Raw genomic sequence first — 17,781 nt, 5'->3', positions numbered from 1 at the left:
GTCACCCCGCTCAACGGGCTGGCGCGGGCGCGGACGGCGTCGCGGGAGGGGCGGCGGCACGCGGCGGCGGGGGCGGCGGCAGCGGCATGAACGGGCGCTCGACCAACGCGAAATCGAGCGAATCCGGCGCGGCGAACGGAATGGCGAGGACGCTGTCCGACCCCGACGCCTCGACCTGCGCGACGGGTACGCCCGGCGCGTAGAGGCCGCCAGTGCCCGAGGTGACGAACATGTCGCCGGCCGCGAAGCGGACGTTGGCGGCGTTGACCGAGCGGATGTCGACGCGGCCGTCGCCGCGGCCGGCGGCGATCGCCGGCATGCCGTCGCGGGTGCGGCGTACCGGCACCAGGCTGTCGGGATCGGTGATCAGCAGCACACGCGCGGCGAACGGCCCGGCTTCAAGCACGCGGCCGACCAGCCCTTCGGGACCGCGGACGGGCATGCCCGGGGTGACGCCCTGCACCCGCCCGGCGTCGAGCAAGGCGAAGCGCCGGCCGCTCGATGCGGTCGAGGCGACGAGCCGCGCCGCGACGACCGGTTCGGGCGTGCGGTCGCGTACCTTGAGCAGCGCGCGCAGGCGGCGGTTGTCATAGGCGATGACCCGCGCCTTGGTGAGCAGCGCGCGATGGCGCTTGGCCTCGGCGCGCAGCGTGGCATTCTCGCCATGGACGTGGAACCAGGTGCCGATCGCCTCCGGCACCGACGCCACCGCGTCGACGCCGGCGTCGAGCACGCTGGCGACGGGCGCGGTGACGCTCGCCACCGCCATCCGCGCCGCGCTGAACGCGGGCGGATTGAAGATGGAGGCGGCGAGCAGCGCGGCACCGACCACCGCGCCCGCCACTGCGAGCACGTAGCCGAAGAACGTACTATACTGCCGTCGCCGCGAGAAACCCGTGCGACGGTCGCGGGCAGGCGCCATGCGCCGATGTCCCCCCGTCTCGTGTGAAAGAACGTCCGCGGCTTAGCCGGTCTGCAGCACGCCGCGGAACATCGGATCCTCGAGCGCGCGACCGGTGCCGAGCGCGACGCAGGTCAGCGGGTCCTCAGCGACGGTCACCGGCAGGCCGGTCTCGTCGCGCAGCACCTCGTCCAGCCCCTCGAGCAGCGCCCCGCCGCCGGTGAGCACGATGCCCTGGTCGACGATGTCGGCGGCGAGTTCGGGTGCGGTATTCTCGAGCGCGACGCGGACGCCCTCGACGATCGTCGCGACCGGCTCGCTTAGCGCCTCGGCGATCTGGCCCTGGTTGATCTGGATCTCCTTGGGCACGCCGTTGACGAGGTCGCGGCCCTTGACGAAGATGATCTTGCCGATGCCGTCGGCGGGCGGGCGCGCGATGCCGACCTCCTGCTTGATCCGCTCGGCGGTGGCCTCGCCGATCAGCAGATTGTGGTTGCGGCGGACGTAGCTGACGATCGCCTCGTCCATCTTGTCGCCGCCGACGCGCACCGACGTGGTATAGGCGAGGCCGCGCAGCGACAGCACCGCGACCTCGGTGGTGCCGCCGCCGATGTCGACGACCATCGAGCCGATCGGCTCGGTGACGGGCATGTCGGCGCCGATCGCGGCGGCCATCGGCTCCTCGATCAGATAGACCTGGCTCGCGCCCGCGTTCGACGCGGCGTCGCGGATCGCTCGGCGCTCGACCTTGGTCGAACCCGACGGCACGCAGATCACGATCTCGGGCCAGCGCGCGAACTTGCGCGGCCCGTGCACCTTGCGGATGAAATGCTTGATCATCTCTTCCGCGACATCGATGTCGGCGATGACGCCGTCGCGCAGCGGCCGGATCGCCTCGATCGAGCCCGGCGTCTTGCCCATCATCAGCTTGGCGTCGTCGCCGACCGCCTTCACCCGGCGCACGCCGTTGATCGTCTCGACCGCGACCACCGACGGCTCGTTGAGCACGATGCCGCGGCCGCGGACGTAGACCAGCGTGTTCGCGGTGCCGAGATCGATCGCCATGTCATGGGACATGAATTTGAAGAAGCGAGGAAATGCCATCGAGCGCTAGGTTCCGTATGCGGGACGCGGGAGTTCCAGGAGACCCGCCGCAGACCGTGTCGGTCACGAAGTTCGTCACGTCTGGCGGAGGGGCTCGCGGGATGCGTTCGCTTGGTATAGAGCTTGCGCGGTGTCAATACGCCGTCTGCCTGAACATCTCGTCAACCGTATCGCCGCCGGTGAAGTGGTGGAAAGGCCCGCCAGCGCGTTGAAGGAGCTGGTCGAGAATGCGATCGATGCGGGTGCCCGGCGGATCGCGGTAACCCTCTCAGAGGGCGGCCTTTCGCGGATCGAGGTGGCCGACGACGGGTGCGGCATGACCCCCGCCGACATGGCGCTGGCACTGGAACGGCACGCGACGTCCAAACTGCCGGATTCGCTGGTCGGCGACGAGGGCGCGCTCGAAATGGTCGCCACGCTCGGCTTCCGCGGCGAGGCGCTGCCGTCGATCGCCAGCGTCGCGCGGCTGACGATCGAAAGCCGAGTCGCGGGGGCCGAGGGCTGGGCGCGGACGATCGACAATGGTGCGCTGGTCCGCGAGGGGCCGGCCGCGTTGCCGCCGGGGACGCGGGTGATCGTCGAGGCATTGTTCGGCCGGGTGCCGGCACGGCGCAAGTTCCTGCGCTCGCCGCGCGCGGAATATGCCGCCTGCCTCGATGCGGTGCGGCGGCTGGCGATGGCCCGCTGCGACATTGCCTTCACGCTCGAACACGATGGCCGCCGCGCGCTGGCGGTGACGCAGGCGGAGGAGCGGCCGGAGCGCGTCGCGGCACTGACCGACCGCGCGCTCGCCGACAATGCGGTGCCGATCGACCTCGAACGGTCGACCGACGCCGGGCCGCTGGTGCTCGGCGGGGTGGCGAGCATCCCGACCTACAATCGCGGCGTCGCCGATCACCAATATCTGTTCGTCAACGGCCGGCCGGTGCGCGACCGGCTGCTGATGGGCGCGATCCGCGGCGCCTATGCCGAGATGCTGCCGCGCGACCGCCATGCGGTGGTGGCGCTGTTCCTCGACGTGCCGGCGAGCGAGGTCGACGTCAACGTCCACCCCGCCAAGACCGAGGTGCGTTTTCGCGATCCCGCCATGGTGCGCGGGCTGATCGTGTCGGGGCTGCGGCGGGCGCTGGACGCCGCCGGGCATCGCAGCGTGCAGCGGCCGAGCGCGGATGCGCTGGCGATGTGGCAGCCCGAAAACCCCGCTTCTCCCGCGGCGGGGCGAGCTTGGGGGCTGCCGGAGACGGTCGGTATCGGTGAGGTGTCCGCTGCTCTCGACACCGGGCTGCGCGGGGAGGGGCTTTACGGGGGTGTGCGCGACTATCGGCCGACCTTCTTCACCGCGCCGCCGGCCGCGCGCGCCGAACCCGCCTGGGCGCCGCCGCCGCAGACCGCGTCGCACCCGCTCGGGGTCGCGCGCGGGCAGGTCGCCAAGACCTATATCGTCGCCGAGGCGGAGGACGGGCTGGTGCTGGTCGACCAGCATGCCGCGCACGAACGGCTGGTGCTCGAGCGGATGCGCGCCGCGCTCGCCGGCGGGCGGGTCGCTTCGCAGGCGCTGCTGCTTCCCGAGGTGGTCGAGCTGGAGGAGCCCGCCTGCGACCGGCTCGAGGCGCGGGCGGCCGAACTCGCCGAACTCGGCCTCGACCTCGAACGGTTCGGGCCGACCGCAATGCTGGTGCGCGCGACGCCGGCGCTGCTCGGTCAGGCCGACTCGACCGGGCTGGTCACCGACCTCGCCGACGAACTCGCCGCCTTCGATCAGGCGCTATCGCTGCGCGAGCGGCTCGACTCGGTGGCGGGGACGATGGCCTGCCACGGCTCGGTGCGCGCCGGCCGGGTGCTCGGCGTGACCGAGATGAACGCGCTGCTCCGCGAGATGGAGGCTACGCCGCACTCTGGCCAATGCAACCATGGTCGTCCGACCTGGGTGAAGCTGGCGCATGGCGATATTGAAAAACTGTTCGGCCGCCGGTGAGCGAGTCCTCGAACAGCCAAGCTTCCGCCGCGGCGCGCTCGGAGAAATAGCCGACGCCCTCGCGGCCCGGCTCGGGCAGGCGGCGCATCTGCTGGCGCGACAGCGACATGCCTACGACGAACGCCATGCGGCGCGAGCGCAGCGTGGGATCGCGCGTCATCGCCATGAACGCCTCGACGACCTCGCGGCTCTGGATACGCATCCCCGACGCATCGGTCAGCGTCAGATGCTGGTTGGGACCGCAGTGCAGCAGCTCAAGCGCATCGCGATAGGACTCGCGAAACGCCGCGACGTCTTCCACCAGGAAGAACCCCGCCGAGGTGACGGTGACGAGATGCCGGACGGGGTCGACGGCGATGCTGAAACGGGCTGGCATGAATCAGTCCATAATGGTCTAGGTCTTTCGCGTGTGTTAACGCGTTGATTAGCACTGACCATTTCGCCTCGGCCGGGAATGCTGCCGTCGGCGTCCGCTGCCATGAAAAAAGCCGCCCGGATCGCTCCGGACGGCCTCTTTGTCTTCGGGCAGGCGAACGCGGGGCTCAGCCCTGCGCCGGTGCCTCCTCCGCGGTGTCGGCCTGCACTTCGGCAGTCGCGCCCGGCTCGGCGTTGGGATCGTAATCCTCGACGAAGCCGGCTTCGTCGCGCTCGAACATCGACGACATCACGTCGACGCCCGATGCCTGCATCTCGGCCTCTTCCGGCGAGCGCGCGACGTTGACCTTGACGGTCACGGTGACCTCGGGGTGCAGCGCGACGCGCACGGTGTACAGGCCGATCGACTTGATCGGCTTGTCCAGCACCACCTGGCTCTTGGTGACCTTGTGGCCGTCGGCGACGAGCGCCTCGATCAGATCGCGGACCGCGACCGAACCGTAGAGCTGGCCGGTGTTCGACGCCTGACGGATCAGGGTGACGCTCGCGTCCTTGAACGAACCCGCTTCCTTCTCGGCCTCGCCGCGACGGTTGGCGTTGTCGCTTTCGATGCGGGCGCGGTTCGCCTCGAACACCTTGCGGTTGGCTTCGTTGGCGCGCAGCGCCTTCTTGTTCGGCAGCAGGAAGTTGCGGGCGAACCCGTCCTTGACCTTCACCACGTCGCCGATGGCGCCGAGCTTCTCGACGCGCTCAAGCAGAATGACGTCCATGTGTCCGTTCCTTACTTAACGACGTAGGGCAGCAGGCCCAGGTGGCGGGCGCGCTTGATCGCCTGGGCGAGCTCGCGCTGCTTCTTGGCGCTCACCGAGGTGATGCGCGACGGCACGATCTTGCCACGCTCGGACACGAAGCCCTGGAGCAGACGGACGTCCTTATAGTCAATCCGCGGCGCATCCTTGGCGCTGAACGGGCACGACTTGCGGCGGCGGAAAAACGGGCGAGCCATTATGCGGCCTCCTCTTCACGGTCACGACGGGGGGCACGGTCCGGACGATCGCCACGATCACCACGGTCGCCGCGCGGGCCGCCATCACGGCCGCCTTCGCGGTCGCCACGACGCTCACGATCGCGCTCCTGCTTGCGCATCATCACGGTCGGACCGTCTTCCAGCGCATCGACCTTGACGGTCATGTAGCGGATGACGTCTTCGTTGATCTGCGTCTGGCGCTCCAGCTCGGCGATCACGGTGCCGGGGGCATCGATCTCGAGCATGACGTAATGCGCCTTGCGATTCTTGGCGATGCGATACGCGAGGCTGCGCAGGCCCCAGGTCTCGGTCTTGACGACCTTGCCGCCATTGTCTTCGATGATCTTGGTGGCGGTTTCCGCCAGCGCGTCCACCTGCGCCTGTGCCAGATCCTGGCGCGCAAGGAACGTGTGCTCGTACAGAGCCATGCCTTGTCCTTCGTTGGCCGATCGCTGGCGCCGCCCCATGCGACGCCCCTCCGACTGTCGTCTCAAACATAAAAACCGGGGCGGAGAGACTGGCTCTCCACCCCGGATATCGATGCTCATACGCCTTGCGGGCGAAAAGGCAAGCCTTGGCGCTTAGCGGAACGAGCGCTGGATCACCCGCACGACGGTGCCGTTGTCGCGGACGAGCACCGCGTCGTTGCCCGAGCGCGCCCAATACTGGCCGCGCGGCGGGGCGGCGAGACGATAGGTGCGATAGTCGCGGACGACGCGATAGTTGGTCGCATAGCGGCGATCGAAACGCTGGCCGGCGCGCCAGGCGCGCGGAGCGTTGTTGCGGACGGTGGTGCGCTGGGTGACGACGGTGCGGCCGTTCGGACGCTCCTTGACGGTGGTGACGGTGCGCTCGCGCTGCACGGGGGCGGCGTCCGCGGCGGCGACCGCCAGCGGGCTGGCGACGAGGGTCGCGGCAATCGCGCTCAGGATCAGCTTCTTCATTGTAATCACTCCCATTTGCATACCGGCGCCGTGTCCGGCGTCGACACGAGAGATAGGGGCGACTTGTCGCACACCTCTCTCGCCGATCCCGGAAAACGGTCGCAAGGTGTCGCAACTCCGAGAGGTTCGTTCAGGTTGCGTGAGGGCCGCCGCGGTCCTAGTGGCGCGCTCCTGTTGTTCAGAGGAGACGCGCGATGCGGGCATTCATCTTTCCCGGCCAGGGCAGCCAGGCGGTCGGCATGGGCAAGGCGCTGGCCGAGGCGAGCCCGGTCGCGCGCGAGGTGTTCGGCGAGGTCGACGAGGCGCTCGGCCAGCATCTGTTCCGGCTGATGGCCGAGGGGCCGGGCGAGGACCTGCAGCTCACCGCCAATGCGCAGCCGGCGATCATGGCCAATGCGATCGCCACGCTGCGCGTCGCCGAGCGCGAGGGCGGCCTCCGTCTCGCCGACAAGGCCGACTACGTCGCGGGCCACTCGCTCGGCGAATATGGCGCATTGTGCGCGGCGGGGGCGTTCGACCTCGCCACCACCGCCCGGCTGCTGCGGCTGCGCGGTGAGGCGATGCAGGCGGCGGTGCCGGTCGGCGAGGGAGCGATGGCGGCACTGCTCGGTGCCGATCTCGCCAAGGCGCAGGCGATCGCCTCCGCCGCCGTCGCGGCGATCGCCGCGGAGGGGGGTGGCGACCTCGTCTGCACCGTCGCCAACGACAATGATCCGTCGCAGGTGGTGATCTCGGGCCACCGCGCCGCGATCGAGCGTGCGGTCACTTTGGCCAAGGACCATGGCGCCAAGCGCGCGCTGCTGCTGCCGGTGTCGGCGCCGTTCCACTGTCCGCTGATGCAGCCCGCCGCCGAGGCGATGGAGGCCGCGCTCGCCGATGCACGGATCGCCGCGCCGCTGGTGCCGGTCTACGCCAACGTCGACGCCGCGCCGATCGCCGACCCCGACGCGATCCGCGCCGCTCTGGTCCGTCAGGTGACGGGCATGGTGCGCTGGCGCGAATCGGTGCTGACGATGGCCGAGGCGGGGGTGACGCATTTCGTCGAATTCGGCGGCAAGGTCCTCGCCCCGATGGTCAAGCGCATCGCCCCGGACGTCGAGGCGACCAGCGTCGTGACGATGGACGACATCGAGGATCTAATAAAGAAGGTGTGATGTTGCGCGGCCGGATCGCGTAGATTTTTTCGCGCAGAGGCGCAGAGGCGCAGAGGCGCAGAGAACGCAGAGGAAGAAGAGGGCGTGCGGGACATTGATGCGATCAGCGGAGATGTCGTCGATGTCGCACTTCGTCTGCACCGCGACTTGGGCCCCGGATTGCTGGAGAGCGTTTACGAAGCGGTGCTCGCAGCGCGGTTAAACCAGATGGGCTATGGCGTGGTTCGGCAACAGCCCGTCAGCATCGACTTTGAGGGCGTTCATATAGACGGCGCTTTCAAGATGGATTTGCTGGTTGATGGCCGATTAATTGTTGAAATCAAGTCGGTCGAGCGGTTGCTGCCGGTGCACGCGAAGCAGTTGCTTACCTACCTGCGACTGACCAATCAGCCTGTCGGGCTGCTGATCAATTTCGGTGGCGAGACGCTCAAGGAAGGTGTGAGACGCCTCGTCAACAATCACCGGCCCTCTGCGTCCTCTGCGCCTCTGCGCGAACAAAAGTAGCTGTTTTTGGAGAGTAAAATGTTCGATCTGACAGGCATGACTGCGCTGGTTACCGGCGCTTCGGGCGGTATCGGCTCCGCCATCGCGAAGGCGCTGGCGGGGCAGGGGGCGACGCTGGCGGTGTCGGGGTCCAATTCGGAGAAGCTCGAGGCGTTTCGCGCCGGGCTGGGCGGCGCGCATGTCGCGGTGCCGTGCGACCTGTCGGATGCCGCCGCGGTCGACGCGCTGGTGCCGCAGGCGGTGCAGGCGCTCGGCGGGCGGCTCGATATCCTCGTCAACAATGCCGGCGTGACGCGCGACAATCTGGCGATGCGGATGAAGGACGACGAATGGGATCAGGTGATCCGCGTCAATCTGGAAGCCGCGTTCCGCCTCGTCCGCGCCGCCGCCAAGCCGATGATGAAGCAGCGCTTCGGCCGCGTCGTGTCGATCACCTCGGTGGTTGGACAGACCGGCAATCCGGGGCAGGCGAATTATGCCGCATCGAAAGCCGGCCTCGTCGGCATGTCGAAGGCGCTGGCGCAGGAGCTGGCCAGCCGCAACATCACGGTCAATTGCGTCGCGCCCGGCTTCATCCGCTCGGCGATGACCGACGTGCTGCCCGAGGCGCAGAAAACCGCGCTGCTGGGGCGGATTCCGGCCGGCGATCTCGGCACCGGCGAGGATATCGGTGCCGCCGTCGTGTACCTCGCCAGCCGCGAAGCCGGATATGTCACCGGCCAGACCTTGCACGTCAACGGCGGCATGGCCATGATCTAGGCGGGTTGGGGCTGATCACAACGATCGACCTTAACAGACGCTTGCCACCCGAACCGCCCCGTTCTACGGGCGTTTGGTAACTGACAAACACCCCCCAAAGCGAAGAGGGACTATACCATGAGCGAGACCGCCGACCGCGTGAAGAAGATCGTCGTCGAGCATCTCGGCGTCGAAGCCGACAAGGTGACCGAGGACGCGAGCTTCATCGACGACCTGGGTGCCGACAGCCTCGACATCGTCGAGCTCGTCATGGCGTTCGAGGAAGAGTTCGGGGTCGAGATCCCCGACGATGCCGCCGAGAAGATCACGACCGTCAAGGACGCGATCACCTATATCGACGAGCACAAGGGCTGAGCCTTCGGCTTGCCCGCGCCCGCTAAGGGCCGGATCTGAACGGCTCCCCGTCCCCGATTGTGAGGGCGGGGGGCCGTTTTTCGTAACAGCCGCCCGCTTCCGTCGGACGGCGACCTGTTTGGACTGGATGGAGTAAGGGTATGCGGCGCGTTGTCGTAACCGGTTTGGGTCTGGTGACCCCGCTTGGCGCGGACGTCGAAACCGCCTGGGCGAACCTGATCGCGGGCAAGTCGGGCGCCGGCCCGATCACGCGCTTCGACGCGTCGGACCAGAAATGCCTCATCGCCTGCGAGGTCAAGCCGGCGGATCATCCTTACGGCTTCGACCCCGACAAGCGCGTCGACCACAAGGTCCAGCGTCAGGTCGATCCGTTCATCGTCTATGGCATCGATGCCGCCGGTCAGGCGCTCGAGGACGCCGGCCTCACCGAGATGAGCGAGGCGGAGCGGTTCCGCACCGGCTGTTCGATCGGTTCGGGCATCGGCGGCCTGCCGGGGATCGAGAGCGAATCGCTCGTCCTCGCCGAAAAGGGGCCGAAGCGCGTCAGCCCGCATTTCGTCCACGGCCGGCTCATCAACCTGATTTCGGGACAGGTTTCGATCAAATACGGGCTGATGGGGCCGAACCATGCGGTGGTCACCGCCTGTTCGACCGGCGCGCATTCGATCGGCGACGCGGCGCGGATGATCGCGCTCGACGATGCCGACGTGATGCTCGCGGGCGGCGCGGAAAGCACGATCTGTCCGATCGGCATCGCCGGCTTCGCCGCGGCGCGCGCGCTCAACACCAGCTTCAACGACCGGCCCGAACAGGCCAGCCGCCCCTATGACCGCGACCGCGACGGCTTCGTCATGGGCGAGGGCGCGGGCGTCGTCGTGCTCGAGGAATATGAGCACGCCAAGGCACGCGGCGCGAAAATCTATTGCGAGGTCGTCGGTTACGGCCTGTCGGGCGACGCCTATCACGTCACCGCACCGGAACCCGAAGGATCGGGCGCGTTCCGCTCGATGGAAATGGCGATGAAGCGCTCGGGCCTCGCGCTCAGCGACATCGACTATATCAACGCGCACGGCACCTCGACGATGGCCGACATGATCGAGCTGGGCGCGGTCAAGCGCCTGTTCGGCGATGCGATCGGCGGCCTGTCGATGAGCTCGACCAAATCGGCGATCGGCCATCTGCTCGGCGGCGCCGGCGCGGTGGAGAGCATCTTCTGCATCCTCGCGATGCGCGACCAGATCGTGCCGCCGACGCTCAACCTCGACAATCCGTCGGAAGGCGCGGAGGGCGTCGACCTCGTGCCGCACGTCGCGCGCAAGCGCGAGGTGCGCGCGGTGCTCAACAATTCGTTCGGTTTCGGCGGCACCAACGCCTCGCTGGTGATGAAGGCGATCTGATTCCATGCGCAAGGTCGGTTGCCTCGGTCTGCTGATCGGCCTCTTCGCGATCGTCGCGGCGTTTCTGGTGGTGCAGGGCTGGGGTGGCAGCGGTCCGGCGCCGCGGACGCTGACCGTGCAGGTCGCGGAGGGCAGCAGTCTCGCCTCCGCCGCGCGCGAATTGGAGAAGGCGGGGGCGATCCGCTCGGCCGGGCGCTTCCGCCTGCTCGCCCGCGTGTTCGGTTCGGGCGAACCGATCAAGGCGGGCGAATATCGCATCCCGGCGCACACCAGCCCCGCCGATATCCTCAAGATGCTGCAGGGCGGCAAGGTGTTGCAGCGGCTGGTGGTGGTGCCGGAGGGCTATCCTTCCGTGCTCGTCCACGACGCGCTAATGAAGGCGGATGGCCTCACCGGCGACGTGCCGGTGCCGGCGGAGGGATCGGTCCTGCCCGACAGCTACGCCTTCCAGCGCGGCGATACCCGCGCGAGCGTGGTGGCGCGGATGCAGACGGCGATGCGCGACTATCTGGCCGCCGCCTGGGCGAAGCGCAAGCCGGGGATCGCCGTGACGACGCCCGAACAGGCGATCATCCTCGCCTCGATCGTCGAGAAGGAGACCGGCAAGCCTGCCGAGCGGCGCACGGTGGCGGCGGTCTATGGCAACCGGTTGAAGCAGGGGATGCCGTTGCAGGCGGATCCGACGGTGATCTATCCGATCACCAAGGGGCGACCGCTCGGCCGGCGCATCCTGCGGTCGGAGCTGCATGCGAAGAACGGTTATAATACCTATGCCGAGGCGGGGCTTCCCGCCGGGCCGATCGCCAATCCCGGGCGTGCCTCGATCGATGCGGTGCTCGACCCGGCATCGTCGAAGGCGCTGTATTTCGTCGCCGACGGCACCGGCGGGCACGTGTTCGCGGACACTTTGGCGCAGCACAACGCCAATGTGCAGAAATGGTATGCGATCCGGCGCCAGCGCGGCGAAATGTAGCGCGGGTCAGCGCGCCGCCTGATCTTCGCGCAGGCGCGCCTCGAGTTTGCGACGTGACGAGGCGGCATAGGCACGGCAAGCGCCGGGCGTCGTGCGGAAGCGATCGGTGGCGCCGTCCTGATCGGCGTGCGCGGTGATCAGCAGATCGCACGGCAGGCCCTGCATCACCCCATAGCTCTTGCGAAACCCGGCGACGATCGGGCGGCTCGTGGTGGCGGTGTAGCGATAGCCGTCGCTCGAGACGGGATTGAGGCTGGCGGCGAAGACGATCGTCCTGCACCCTTGGCGCGCGCAGGACCGCCAGCTCCAGCTTGTGCTGCCCATCGTGTGGCCGGGCGTCGCATGCGCGGTCACCGTGGTGCGCCCCAGCGTCAGCCGCTCGCCGTCCCCGATCACCCGCACCGCTGAAACGGCGGGAAAGCGGCTGTCGTAACCGCGCTGCGGATCGTCCGCGGCGAGGCGGCCGGATCGCAGTCCTTCGGCAGCACGGGCGCTGGCGATCACCGTCGCGCCGGTGGCGCGGGCGAGCGCGGCGATGCCGCCGGCATGATCGAAATGCGGTTCGGTGCTGAGGATGTAGCGAATGTCGCGCGGCCGGAAGCCGAGCCGCCTGACATTGGCGAGGATCGCCGGCGCGGCTTGCGGCAGGGCGCCGTCGATCAGGATCAGCCCCTTGCCCGTGTCGATCAGTGCGACGTTGAGGCCGCCAAAGCCCACCAGATAGCTGTCGCCGAACACCCGCACCGGCGGCCGCGGCGCCAGCCATTCGGCGACATGCTCGCCGACGATCGGCCGGGTGAGGGGATCGTCGCGCTGCGCTGTGGCGACGGGCGTGGTCTGCGCGGCGAGCATGGCGGCAACGAGGCTGGCGGTCATGGACGGGTCTCCTTCGTGCCCGGAATGCCCGTCACGGCGATGCCGTACAAACCATCTTCCCTCGTCTTAGCCATGAGGTTTACTCATGGCCGATGGATCGCGCCCAGCTCCCGCTCAACGCTTTGCGCGCCTTCGAGGCGGCGGCGCGGCATCTCAATTTCACCCGCGCCGCGAGCGAGTTGTTCGTCAGCCAGGGGGCGGTGAGCCATCAGGTCGCCGCGCTCGAAGAGAGGCTGGGTACGAAGCTGTTCCGGCGGCTGCCGCGCGGACTGGCGCTGACCGACGAGGGGCAGGCGCTGGTGCCGGTGCTCGCCGAAACGTTCGACCGGATCGGCGCCACGCTCGACCGGTTCGAGGGCGGACGCCTGCAACATCCCCTCGCGCTCGGCGTGGTGGGCACGTTCGCCACCGGCTGGCTGCTGCCGCGGCTCGATCGCTTCGCCGCAAGCCATCCGCACGTCGATGTCCGGCTGTCGATCAACAACAACCGCGTCGATCTGGCGGGCGAGGGGCTCGACGGCGCGATCCGCTTCGGCGACGGCGCGTGGCACGGCACGCAGGCCGAGCCGTTGCTTGCCGCGCCGCTGACCCCGCTTTGCGCGCCGCGCATCGCCGCGCGGTTGCGTGACCCGGCCGATCTGCTGCGCGAACCTCTGCTGCGCTCGTACCGGACCAGCGAGTGGGAGGGGTGGTTCGCCAAGGCGGGGCTGTCGCCGCCGGCGCTGCGTGGGCCGCTGTTCGACAGTTCGGCGGTCATGGCGAGCGCGGCGATGGCGGGGCTGGGCGTCGCGCTGGCACCGCGCGCGATGTTCCTGCGCGAACTCGCCGCGGAGCAGCTCGTCCAGCCGTTTGCGATCGAGATCGATGCCGGCCGCTACTGGCTGACGCATCTGCTCTCGCGCAAGCCGTCGCCGACGATGCGCGCGTTCAGGGACTGGCTGGTGACGGAGGCGGGGGAGTGATCCGCCCGCCTGCGCCCTGTCGTCAGCGGCGCAGGCCGCTCGCCGCGCGGGCCTTGGCCTCGACCTCTGCCATCGAGCCGCCGGTCACCCAGCTGCCGCCGACGCACAGCACCGGTGCGAACGCCAGCCAGTCGGGCGCGCTCGCTTCGGTGATGCCGCCGGTCGGACAGAAGCGGCACTGATAGAAGGGCGCCGCCAGCGCCTTCAGCGCCTTCAGCCCGCCCGACGTCTCGGCCGGGAAGAACTTGAAATGGGTGAGGCCGAGGTCGAGCCCGCGCATGATGTCGCCCGCGGTCGCGGTGCCGGGCAGATAGGCGACGCCCGCGTCGAGGATCGGCGTGGCGAGCCGCTCGGTGAGCCCCGGCGAGACGATGAACTCGACGCCGGCGTCGATGACTTTCCGTGCCTGGCTCTCGTTGACGACGGTGCCGGCGCCGACGATCGCGCCGGGGACCTTCCTCATCTCGGCGATCGCCTCCATCGCCGCGCCGGTGCGCAGCGTCACCTCGAGCACCTTGAGCCCGCCGGCGACGAGCGCCTCGGCCAGCGGCCGCGCGGTGGCGGCGTCGTCGATCACCAGCACCGGGATGACGGCGCTGGTCTGCATGATGGTGGCGATGTCGGTCATGACGCAGGAGCCTCTTATGCGTGTTCTTGGGCGAAGGCCGCGGCGGCGCCGAACAGGCCCGGCTGCGGATGGGTGATGAGCTTGACGGGGATGCCCGCCATCATGTTCTGGAACCGGCCCTTGGCGACGAAGCGCTGGTCGAAGCCCGACCGGATCAATTTGTCCTTGATGCGCAGGCCGAGCCCGCCGGCGATCACCACCGCTTTGGCGCCGTGTGCCAGCGCGAGGTCGCCCGCCACCGCACCGAGCGCGAGGCAGAAGCGGTCGAGCGCGGCGAGCGCGATCGAATCGGTGCCGTCGAGCGCCTCGGTCCAGATCGTCTTGTCGTCGCGGCTGGGAACGGCGCGGCCTTCGAGCTCGGCGAGCGTCTCGTACAGCGCGACGATGCCGGGGCCGGAGCAGATCCGCTCCGCCGAGACGCGCGTATAGGTGCGACGCAGGCGCTTGACGAAGGCGTCCTCGATGCCGTCGAGCGGCGCATAGTCGACGTGGCCGCCTTCGGTGGGCAGCACGTGATAGCGGCCCTTGGTCTTGAACACCTGCGCGACGCCGAGGCCGGTGCCGGGGCCGCAGACCGTCGTCACGCCCTCGGTCGGCAGCGCGATGTCGGGGCCGCAAAGGTGCTCGAAATCGTCGTGCGGCAATTGCGCGACGGCATGGCCGACCGCGCCGAAATCGTTGATGACGGTATAGATGTCGGCGCCGAGCCGCTCGGGGATCAGCGACGGGCGGATCACCCAGGGATTGTTGGTCAGGCGGATGATGTCGCCGGTGATCGGCGAGGCGACAGAGATCGCCGCCGCCTTGGGGAGGGGCGCGCCGTGGCGGGCGGCGAACGCCTGCCACGCGGTCTGCAGACTGGCGTGTTCGGCGGTCTTGAGCGTCACCGGTTCGCCGAGCGCGACGACATGGCCGTCCTCCACCTCCGCGATGGCGAAGCGGGCATGGGTGCCGCCGATATCGACGCTGACGAGCTGCATTTCTGTTCTCTCCTGACGTTCCGCTCTCACCCCCACCCATCGCCGGCTTTGCCGTCTCTCCCTCTCCCGGCGGGAGAGGGAAGGGGCCCGCCGCCGCAGGCGGTGGGAAGGGTGAGGGTGGTTGGTGTTGCTATAGACCCGCCGCCGCGAGCATGCCCGATGCGCCCTTCTCGGCCTCGTCGGCAAGGCCGCGGAACATCGCGAACAGCTCGCGGCCGGTGCCGCTCGCCGCGCCGGGGGCGTCGCACAGTGGCCGCGCCAGCCATTCCGCCGCGTCGACCAAAGCGTCGAGCGTGCCGTTGACCGCGTCGACGCGGATGATGTCGCCGTCGCGGATCTTGCCGATCGCGCCATGGCCCAAGGCCTCGGGCGAGCAATGGATCGCGCACGGCACCTTGCCGCTCGCGCCCGACATGCGGCCGTCGGTGACCAGCGCGACCTTGAAGCCGCGGTTCTGGAGCACGCCGAGCGGCGGGGTCAGCTTGTGCAGTTCGGGCATGCCGTTGGCGCGCGGACCCTGGAAGCGCACGACGACGACCATGTCCTGCTCCAGCTCGCCACGCTTGAACGCCTCGAGCACGTCGAGCTGGTCGTGGAAGACGCGCGCCGGCGCCTCGACCACCCAGCGTTCCTTGTCGACCGCGGACACCTTGATACAGGCGCGGCCGATGTTGCCGGCGAGGATGCGCATGCCGCCATCGGGCGAGAAGGCCTCGCCGACCGGGCGCAGGATGGCGGTGTCGCCGCTGTCGCCGACCGGCTGCCACGTGAGCCGATCGTCGACGATCGCCGGCTTGTCGGCATAAGCGGCGAGGCTGTCGCCGCTGACCGTCGTGATGTCGCCGTGCAGGAGGCCGGCGGACAGCAGTTCGCGGATGACGAAGGGCATGCCGCCCGCCGCCTCGAACGCGTTCACGTCGGCGGCACCATTGGGGTAGACGCGGGCGATCAGCGGCACCGCGCGGCTGAGGCGATCGAAATCCTCCCAGTCGATGACGATGCCGGCCGCGCGTGCGATCGCCGGTACGTGGAGCAGATGGTTGGTCGAGCCGCCGGTGGCGAGCAGCCCGACCGCGGCATTGACGATCGCGCGTTCGTCGACGCAATGGCCGAGCGGGCGATAGTCGTTGCCGCGCCAGCCCATGCCGGCAAGGCGATGCACCGCGGCGCGGGTCAGCTCCTGACGCAGCTTGGTGCCGGGATTGACGAAAGCGGCGCCGGGCATGTGCAGACCCATCACCTCCATCATCATCTGGTTGGTGTTGGCGGTGCCGTAGAAGGTGCAGGTGCCCTTGGAGTGATAGGCCTGGATTTCGGCGTCGAGCAGTTCCTCGCGCCCCGCCTTGCCCTCGGCATAGGCTTCGCGCACCGCCGCCTTGGCCTTGTTGGGCAGGCCCGAGGGCATCGGCCCGCCGGGGATCAGCACCATCGGCAGGTGACCGAAGCGCAGCGCGCCCATCAGCAGGCCCGGCACGATCTTGTCGCAGATGCCGAGCAGCGCCGCGCCCTCGAACGTGCCGTGGCTGAGCGCGACCGCAGTCGCGAGCGCGATCGTGTCGCGGCTGAACAGCGACAGCTCCATGCCGGCATAGCCCTGCGTCACGCCGTCGCACATCGCCGGTACGCCGCCGGCGACCTGCGCCGTCGCGCCGGCTTCGCGCGCCCAGACCTTCATCAGCTCGGGATAGCGGTAATAGACCGCATGTGCCGACAGCATGTCGTTATAGGCGGTGACGATGCCGATGTTCATGCCGGTATCGGCGCGCAGCGTGTCGCGATCCTCCTCGGTGCCGGCATAGGCATGGGCGAGATTGGCGCAGCCGAGCTGCGGCCGGCGCGCGCCGCTCTCCCGCTCGCGCTCGATCAGCGCGAGATAGGCGGCACGGCGCTCCCGCGATCGTTCGATGATGCGGTCGGTGACGGCGGAGACTTCGGGGTTCATGACGCGGATCCTGGGGAGGGGGCGAGAACGGGACCCCATTCTACCGTTCGCCCTGAGCTTGTCGAAGGGCCTTGGGATTCCAAGTGCTTCGACAAGCTCAGCACGAACGGTGCGAAGGGATGGCCACCGGCGTTACGGCGCCCAGTGGATATCGACGGGCAATTCGGCGTCGGCAAGCACGCGGCCGATCGGATAAGGCGACGACGGCCCCTGTTTGATCGCCTTCTCGATGACGTCGCGCTTGGCCTGGCCGGTGACCGCGATCATCAGCGCGCGCGCCGTCACGATGCCCTCGCGCGACAGCGTCACGCGGGCGACGGGGGCCTCGGGCGGCAGCGGATCGGGCATCACGCCGAGCGCGCGGCGTTCCTTGGGGCCGGACAGCGCCTCGTCGAAATCGGGGCCGGGGAAGATCGACGCGGTATGGCCGTCGCCGCCGACGCCGAGCAGGCACAGGTCGAGCGGCCAGTGCAGGTCCTGCATCAGTGCGTCGGCCGAGCGGCCGGCGGACTTATAGTCGGCGGTCGCCTGCGGCACGATCGGCATCACCCGCGCGCCCTTGGGCAGGAAGGTCTTGGCGATCATCGTCACGTTCGACAAAGCGTCGCCGAGCGGCACGATACGCTCGTCGGTGGGGACGATCGTCACCCGCTTCCAGTCGAGCTTCGCCTTGGACAGCGTGTCGTAGATCGGGATCGGCGTCTTGCCGCCCGACAGCGCGATCACCGCCGCGCCGCGTGCGTCGATCGCCGCCTCGATGATGAACTGGATGTCGCCGGCGACCGCCTGGGCCATTTCGGCGGCGTCGTCATATTCCCACCATTCGATCTCGGTCATGTCTTTGCTTTCGTTCGGTCGGCGTCCCGCCCGATAGACCGGGCGGACGCGCAAGGTAAGAGGCCGCGCATACGTATGAGCGGTGGAAT

General features: G+C 68.9%; 20 protein-coding genes. 8 read left to right on the top strand and 12 right to left on the bottom strand.

What is annotated here, in order from left to right:
- Positions 1-10: 10 nt before the first annotated feature.
- Together FFS23_RS11220 and FFS23_RS11215 are read right to left on the bottom strand one after the other, a co-directional pair.
- Positions 11-922 carry a rod shape-determining protein MreC gene (locus FFS23_RS11220; RefSeq protein ID WP_137898688.1) on the bottom strand — a complete coding sequence of 304 codons (912 nt, stop codon included), beginning with the start codon at positions 920-922 and terminating at the stop codon, positions 11-13.
- 42 nt (positions 923-964) lie between these two features.
- The gene (locus tag FFS23_RS11215; RefSeq protein WP_038660014.1) at positions 965-2,005 is read right to left on the bottom strand and encodes a rod shape-determining protein; all 1,041 of its coding nucleotides are present in this window, start codon (positions 2,003-2,005) and stop codon (positions 965-967) included.
- 130 nt (positions 2,006-2,135) lie between these two features.
- On the opposite strand from FFS23_RS11215, the gene mutL reads away from it, so the two are divergent.
- A complete protein-coding gene (gene mutL, locus FFS23_RS11210; RefSeq protein WP_137898687.1) occupies positions 2,136-3,980 on the top strand; it encodes a DNA mismatch repair endonuclease MutL in 1,845 nt (614 codons plus the stop codon).
- On the opposite strand, the gene FFS23_RS11205 is transcribed toward mutL, so the two are convergent.
- The 5 genes from FFS23_RS11205 to FFS23_RS11185 all read right to left on the bottom strand — a co-directional run bounded on the left by FFS23_RS11205 (position 3,889) and on the right by FFS23_RS11185 (position 6,326).
- Entirely contained in the window at positions 3,889-4,356 is a 468-nt protein-coding gene (locus FFS23_RS11205) for a hypothetical protein (protein ID WP_038660008.1), read from the bottom strand. The genes mutL and FFS23_RS11205 overlap by 92 nt on opposite strands.
- A 166-nt stretch (positions 4,357-4,522) precedes the next feature.
- A complete protein-coding gene (rplI, locus tag FFS23_RS11200) occupies positions 4,523-5,125 on the bottom strand; it encodes a 50S ribosomal protein L9 (protein ID WP_038660005.1) in 603 nt (200 codons plus the stop codon).
- Positions 5,126-5,136: 11 nt separating this feature from the next.
- On the bottom strand, positions 5,137-5,361 hold the full coding sequence (rpsR, locus tag FFS23_RS11195) for a 30S ribosomal protein S18 (protein ID WP_007403456.1): 225 nt from the start codon (positions 5,359-5,361) through the stop codon (positions 5,137-5,139).
- Positions 5,361-5,810, bottom strand: a complete 450-nt coding sequence (gene rpsF / locus FFS23_RS11190) for a 30S ribosomal protein S6 (protein ID WP_038660000.1) — start codon at positions 5,808-5,810, stop codon at positions 5,361-5,363. The genes rpsR and rpsF overlap by 1 nt, the downstream gene beginning before the upstream one ends.
- A gap of 153 nt (positions 5,811-5,963) precedes the next feature.
- Complete coding sequence (locus FFS23_RS11185) at positions 5,964-6,326, bottom strand: RcnB family protein (protein WP_137898686.1); 363 nt, start codon at positions 6,324-6,326, stop codon at positions 5,964-5,966.
- A gap of 194 nt (positions 6,327-6,520) precedes the next feature.
- Here FFS23_RS11185 and fabD point away from each other — a divergent pair, with 194 nt between their 5' ends.
- The 6 genes from fabD to mltG all read left to right on the top strand — a co-directional run bounded on the left by fabD (position 6,521) and on the right by mltG (position 11,467).
- Entirely contained in the window at positions 6,521-7,480 is a 960-nt protein-coding gene (gene fabD / locus FFS23_RS11180; protein WP_137898685.1) for an ACP S-malonyltransferase, read from the top strand.
- An 84-nt stretch (positions 7,481-7,564) separates the two neighbouring features.
- Positions 7,565-7,984, top strand: coding sequence for a GxxExxY protein (locus tag FFS23_RS11175; protein WP_137898684.1), 420 nt, complete (start codon positions 7,565-7,567; stop codon positions 7,982-7,984).
- Between the two features lie 18 nt (positions 7,985-8,002).
- Entirely contained in the window at positions 8,003-8,743 is a 741-nt protein-coding gene (gene fabG / locus FFS23_RS11170; protein ID WP_137898683.1) for a 3-oxoacyl-[acyl-carrier-protein] reductase, read from the top strand.
- A 117-nt stretch (positions 8,744-8,860) separates the two neighbouring features.
- On the top strand, positions 8,861-9,097 hold the full coding sequence (locus FFS23_RS11165; protein ID WP_019515010.1) for an acyl carrier protein: 237 nt from the start codon (positions 8,861-8,863) through the stop codon (positions 9,095-9,097).
- Positions 9,098-9,237: 140 nt separating this feature from the next.
- Complete coding sequence (gene fabF, locus FFS23_RS11160) at positions 9,238-10,494, top strand: beta-ketoacyl-ACP synthase II (RefSeq protein ID WP_137898682.1); 1,257 nt, start codon at positions 9,238-9,240, stop codon at positions 10,492-10,494.
- A gap of 4 nt (positions 10,495-10,498) precedes the next feature.
- Entirely contained in the window at positions 10,499-11,467 is a 969-nt protein-coding gene (mltG, locus tag FFS23_RS11155) for an endolytic transglycosylase MltG (RefSeq protein ID WP_137898681.1), read from the top strand.
- A 6-nt stretch (positions 11,468-11,473) separates the two neighbouring features.
- On the opposite strand, the gene bla is transcribed toward mltG, so the two are convergent.
- Positions 11,474-12,343, bottom strand: a complete 870-nt coding sequence (gene bla / locus FFS23_RS11150) for a subclass B3 metallo-beta-lactamase (RefSeq protein WP_137898680.1) — start codon at positions 12,341-12,343, stop codon at positions 11,474-11,476.
- Positions 12,344-12,435: 92 nt separating this feature from the next.
- Here bla and FFS23_RS11145 point away from each other — a divergent pair, with 92 nt between their 5' ends.
- Positions 12,436-13,305 carry a LysR family transcriptional regulator gene (locus tag FFS23_RS11145; protein ID WP_137898679.1) on the top strand — a complete coding sequence of 290 codons (870 nt, stop codon included), beginning with the start codon at positions 12,436-12,438 and terminating at the stop codon, positions 13,303-13,305.
- 22 nt (positions 13,306-13,327) lie between these two features.
- Here the strand turns inward: FFS23_RS11145 and eda are convergent, their stop codons facing one another.
- The 4 genes from eda to pgl all read right to left on the bottom strand — a co-directional run bounded on the left by eda (position 13,328) and on the right by pgl (position 17,692).
- Entirely contained in the window at positions 13,328-13,933 is a 606-nt protein-coding gene (gene eda / locus FFS23_RS11140; protein ID WP_137898678.1) for a bifunctional 4-hydroxy-2-oxoglutarate aldolase/2-dehydro-3-deoxy-phosphogluconate aldolase, read from the bottom strand.
- Positions 13,934-13,947: 14 nt separating this feature from the next.
- Complete coding sequence (gene glk, locus FFS23_RS11135) at positions 13,948-14,913, bottom strand: glucokinase (protein ID WP_038659969.1); 966 nt, start codon at positions 14,911-14,913, stop codon at positions 13,948-13,950.
- Positions 14,914-15,043: 130 nt separating this feature from the next.
- A complete protein-coding gene (gene edd, locus FFS23_RS11130; RefSeq protein WP_137898677.1) occupies positions 15,044-16,855 on the bottom strand; it encodes a phosphogluconate dehydratase in 1,812 nt (603 codons plus the stop codon).
- Between the two features lie 132 nt (positions 16,856-16,987).
- Entirely contained in the window at positions 16,988-17,692 is a 705-nt protein-coding gene (gene pgl, locus FFS23_RS11125; protein ID WP_137898676.1) for a 6-phosphogluconolactonase, read from the bottom strand.
- Positions 17,693-17,781 lie beyond the last annotated feature (89 nt).

Origin of the sequence: Sphingomonas sp. 2SG (genome assembly GCF_005503285.1) — a bacterium.
Lineage (GTDB): Bacteria > Pseudomonadota > Alphaproteobacteria > Sphingomonadales > Sphingomonadaceae > Sphingomonas > Sphingomonas taxi.
The sequence above is the reverse complement of the archived record's forward strand: the minus strand, read 5'-3'. Positions and strand labels throughout refer to the sequence as shown.

Bases quoted from the DNA above. Each gene is read 5' to 3' on its own strand.
- FFS23_RS11220 (WP_137898688.1), bottom strand. From the start codon at position 922: ATGGCGCCTGCCCGCGACCGTCGCACGGGTTTCTCGCGGCGACGGCAG.
- FFS23_RS11215 (WP_038660014.1), bottom strand. From the start codon at position 2,005: ATGGCATTTCCTCGCTTCTTCAAATTCATGTCCCATGACATGGCGATC.
- FFS23_RS11205 (WP_038660008.1), bottom strand. From the start codon at position 4,356: ATGCCAGCCCGTTTCAGCATCGCCGTCGACCCCGTCCGGCATCTCGTC.
- rplI (WP_038660005.1), bottom strand. From the start codon at position 5,125: ATGGACGTCATTCTGCTTGAGCGCGTCGAGAAGCTCGGCGCCATCGGC.
- rpsR (WP_007403456.1), bottom strand. From the start codon at position 5,361: ATGGCTCGCCCGTTTTTCCGCCGCCGCAAGTCGTGCCCGTTCAGCGCC.
- rpsF (WP_038660000.1), bottom strand. From the start codon at position 5,810: ATGGCTCTGTACGAGCACACGTTCCTTGCGCGCCAGGATCTGGCACAG.
- FFS23_RS11185 (WP_137898686.1), bottom strand. From the start codon at position 6,326: ATGAAGAAGCTGATCCTGAGCGCGATTGCCGCGACCCTCGTCGCCAGC.
- fabD (WP_137898685.1), top strand. From the start codon at position 6,521: ATGCGGGCATTCATCTTTCCCGGCCAGGGCAGCCAGGCGGTCGGCATG.
- fabG (WP_137898683.1), top strand. From the start codon at position 8,003: ATGTTCGATCTGACAGGCATGACTGCGCTGGTTACCGGCGCTTCGGGC.
- FFS23_RS11165 (WP_019515010.1), top strand. From the start codon at position 8,861: ATGAGCGAGACCGCCGACCGCGTGAAGAAGATCGTCGTCGAGCATCTC.
- fabF (WP_137898682.1), top strand. From the start codon at position 9,238: ATGCGGCGCGTTGTCGTAACCGGTTTGGGTCTGGTGACCCCGCTTGGC.
- mltG (WP_137898681.1), top strand. From the start codon at position 10,499: ATGCGCAAGGTCGGTTGCCTCGGTCTGCTGATCGGCCTCTTCGCGATC.
- bla (WP_137898680.1), bottom strand. From the start codon at position 12,343: ATGACCGCCAGCCTCGTTGCCGCCATGCTCGCCGCGCAGACCACGCCC.
- FFS23_RS11145 (WP_137898679.1), top strand. From the start codon at position 12,436: ATGGATCGCGCCCAGCTCCCGCTCAACGCTTTGCGCGCCTTCGAGGCG.
- eda (WP_137898678.1), bottom strand. From the start codon at position 13,933: ATGACCGACATCGCCACCATCATGCAGACCAGCGCCGTCATCCCGGTG.
- glk (WP_038659969.1), bottom strand. From the start codon at position 14,913: ATGCAGCTCGTCAGCGTCGATATCGGCGGCACCCATGCCCGCTTCGCC.
- edd (WP_137898677.1), bottom strand. From the start codon at position 16,855: ATGAACCCCGAAGTCTCCGCCGTCACCGACCGCATCATCGAACGATCG.
- pgl (WP_137898676.1), bottom strand. From the start codon at position 17,692: ATGACCGAGATCGAATGGTGGGAATATGACGACGCCGCCGAAATGGCC.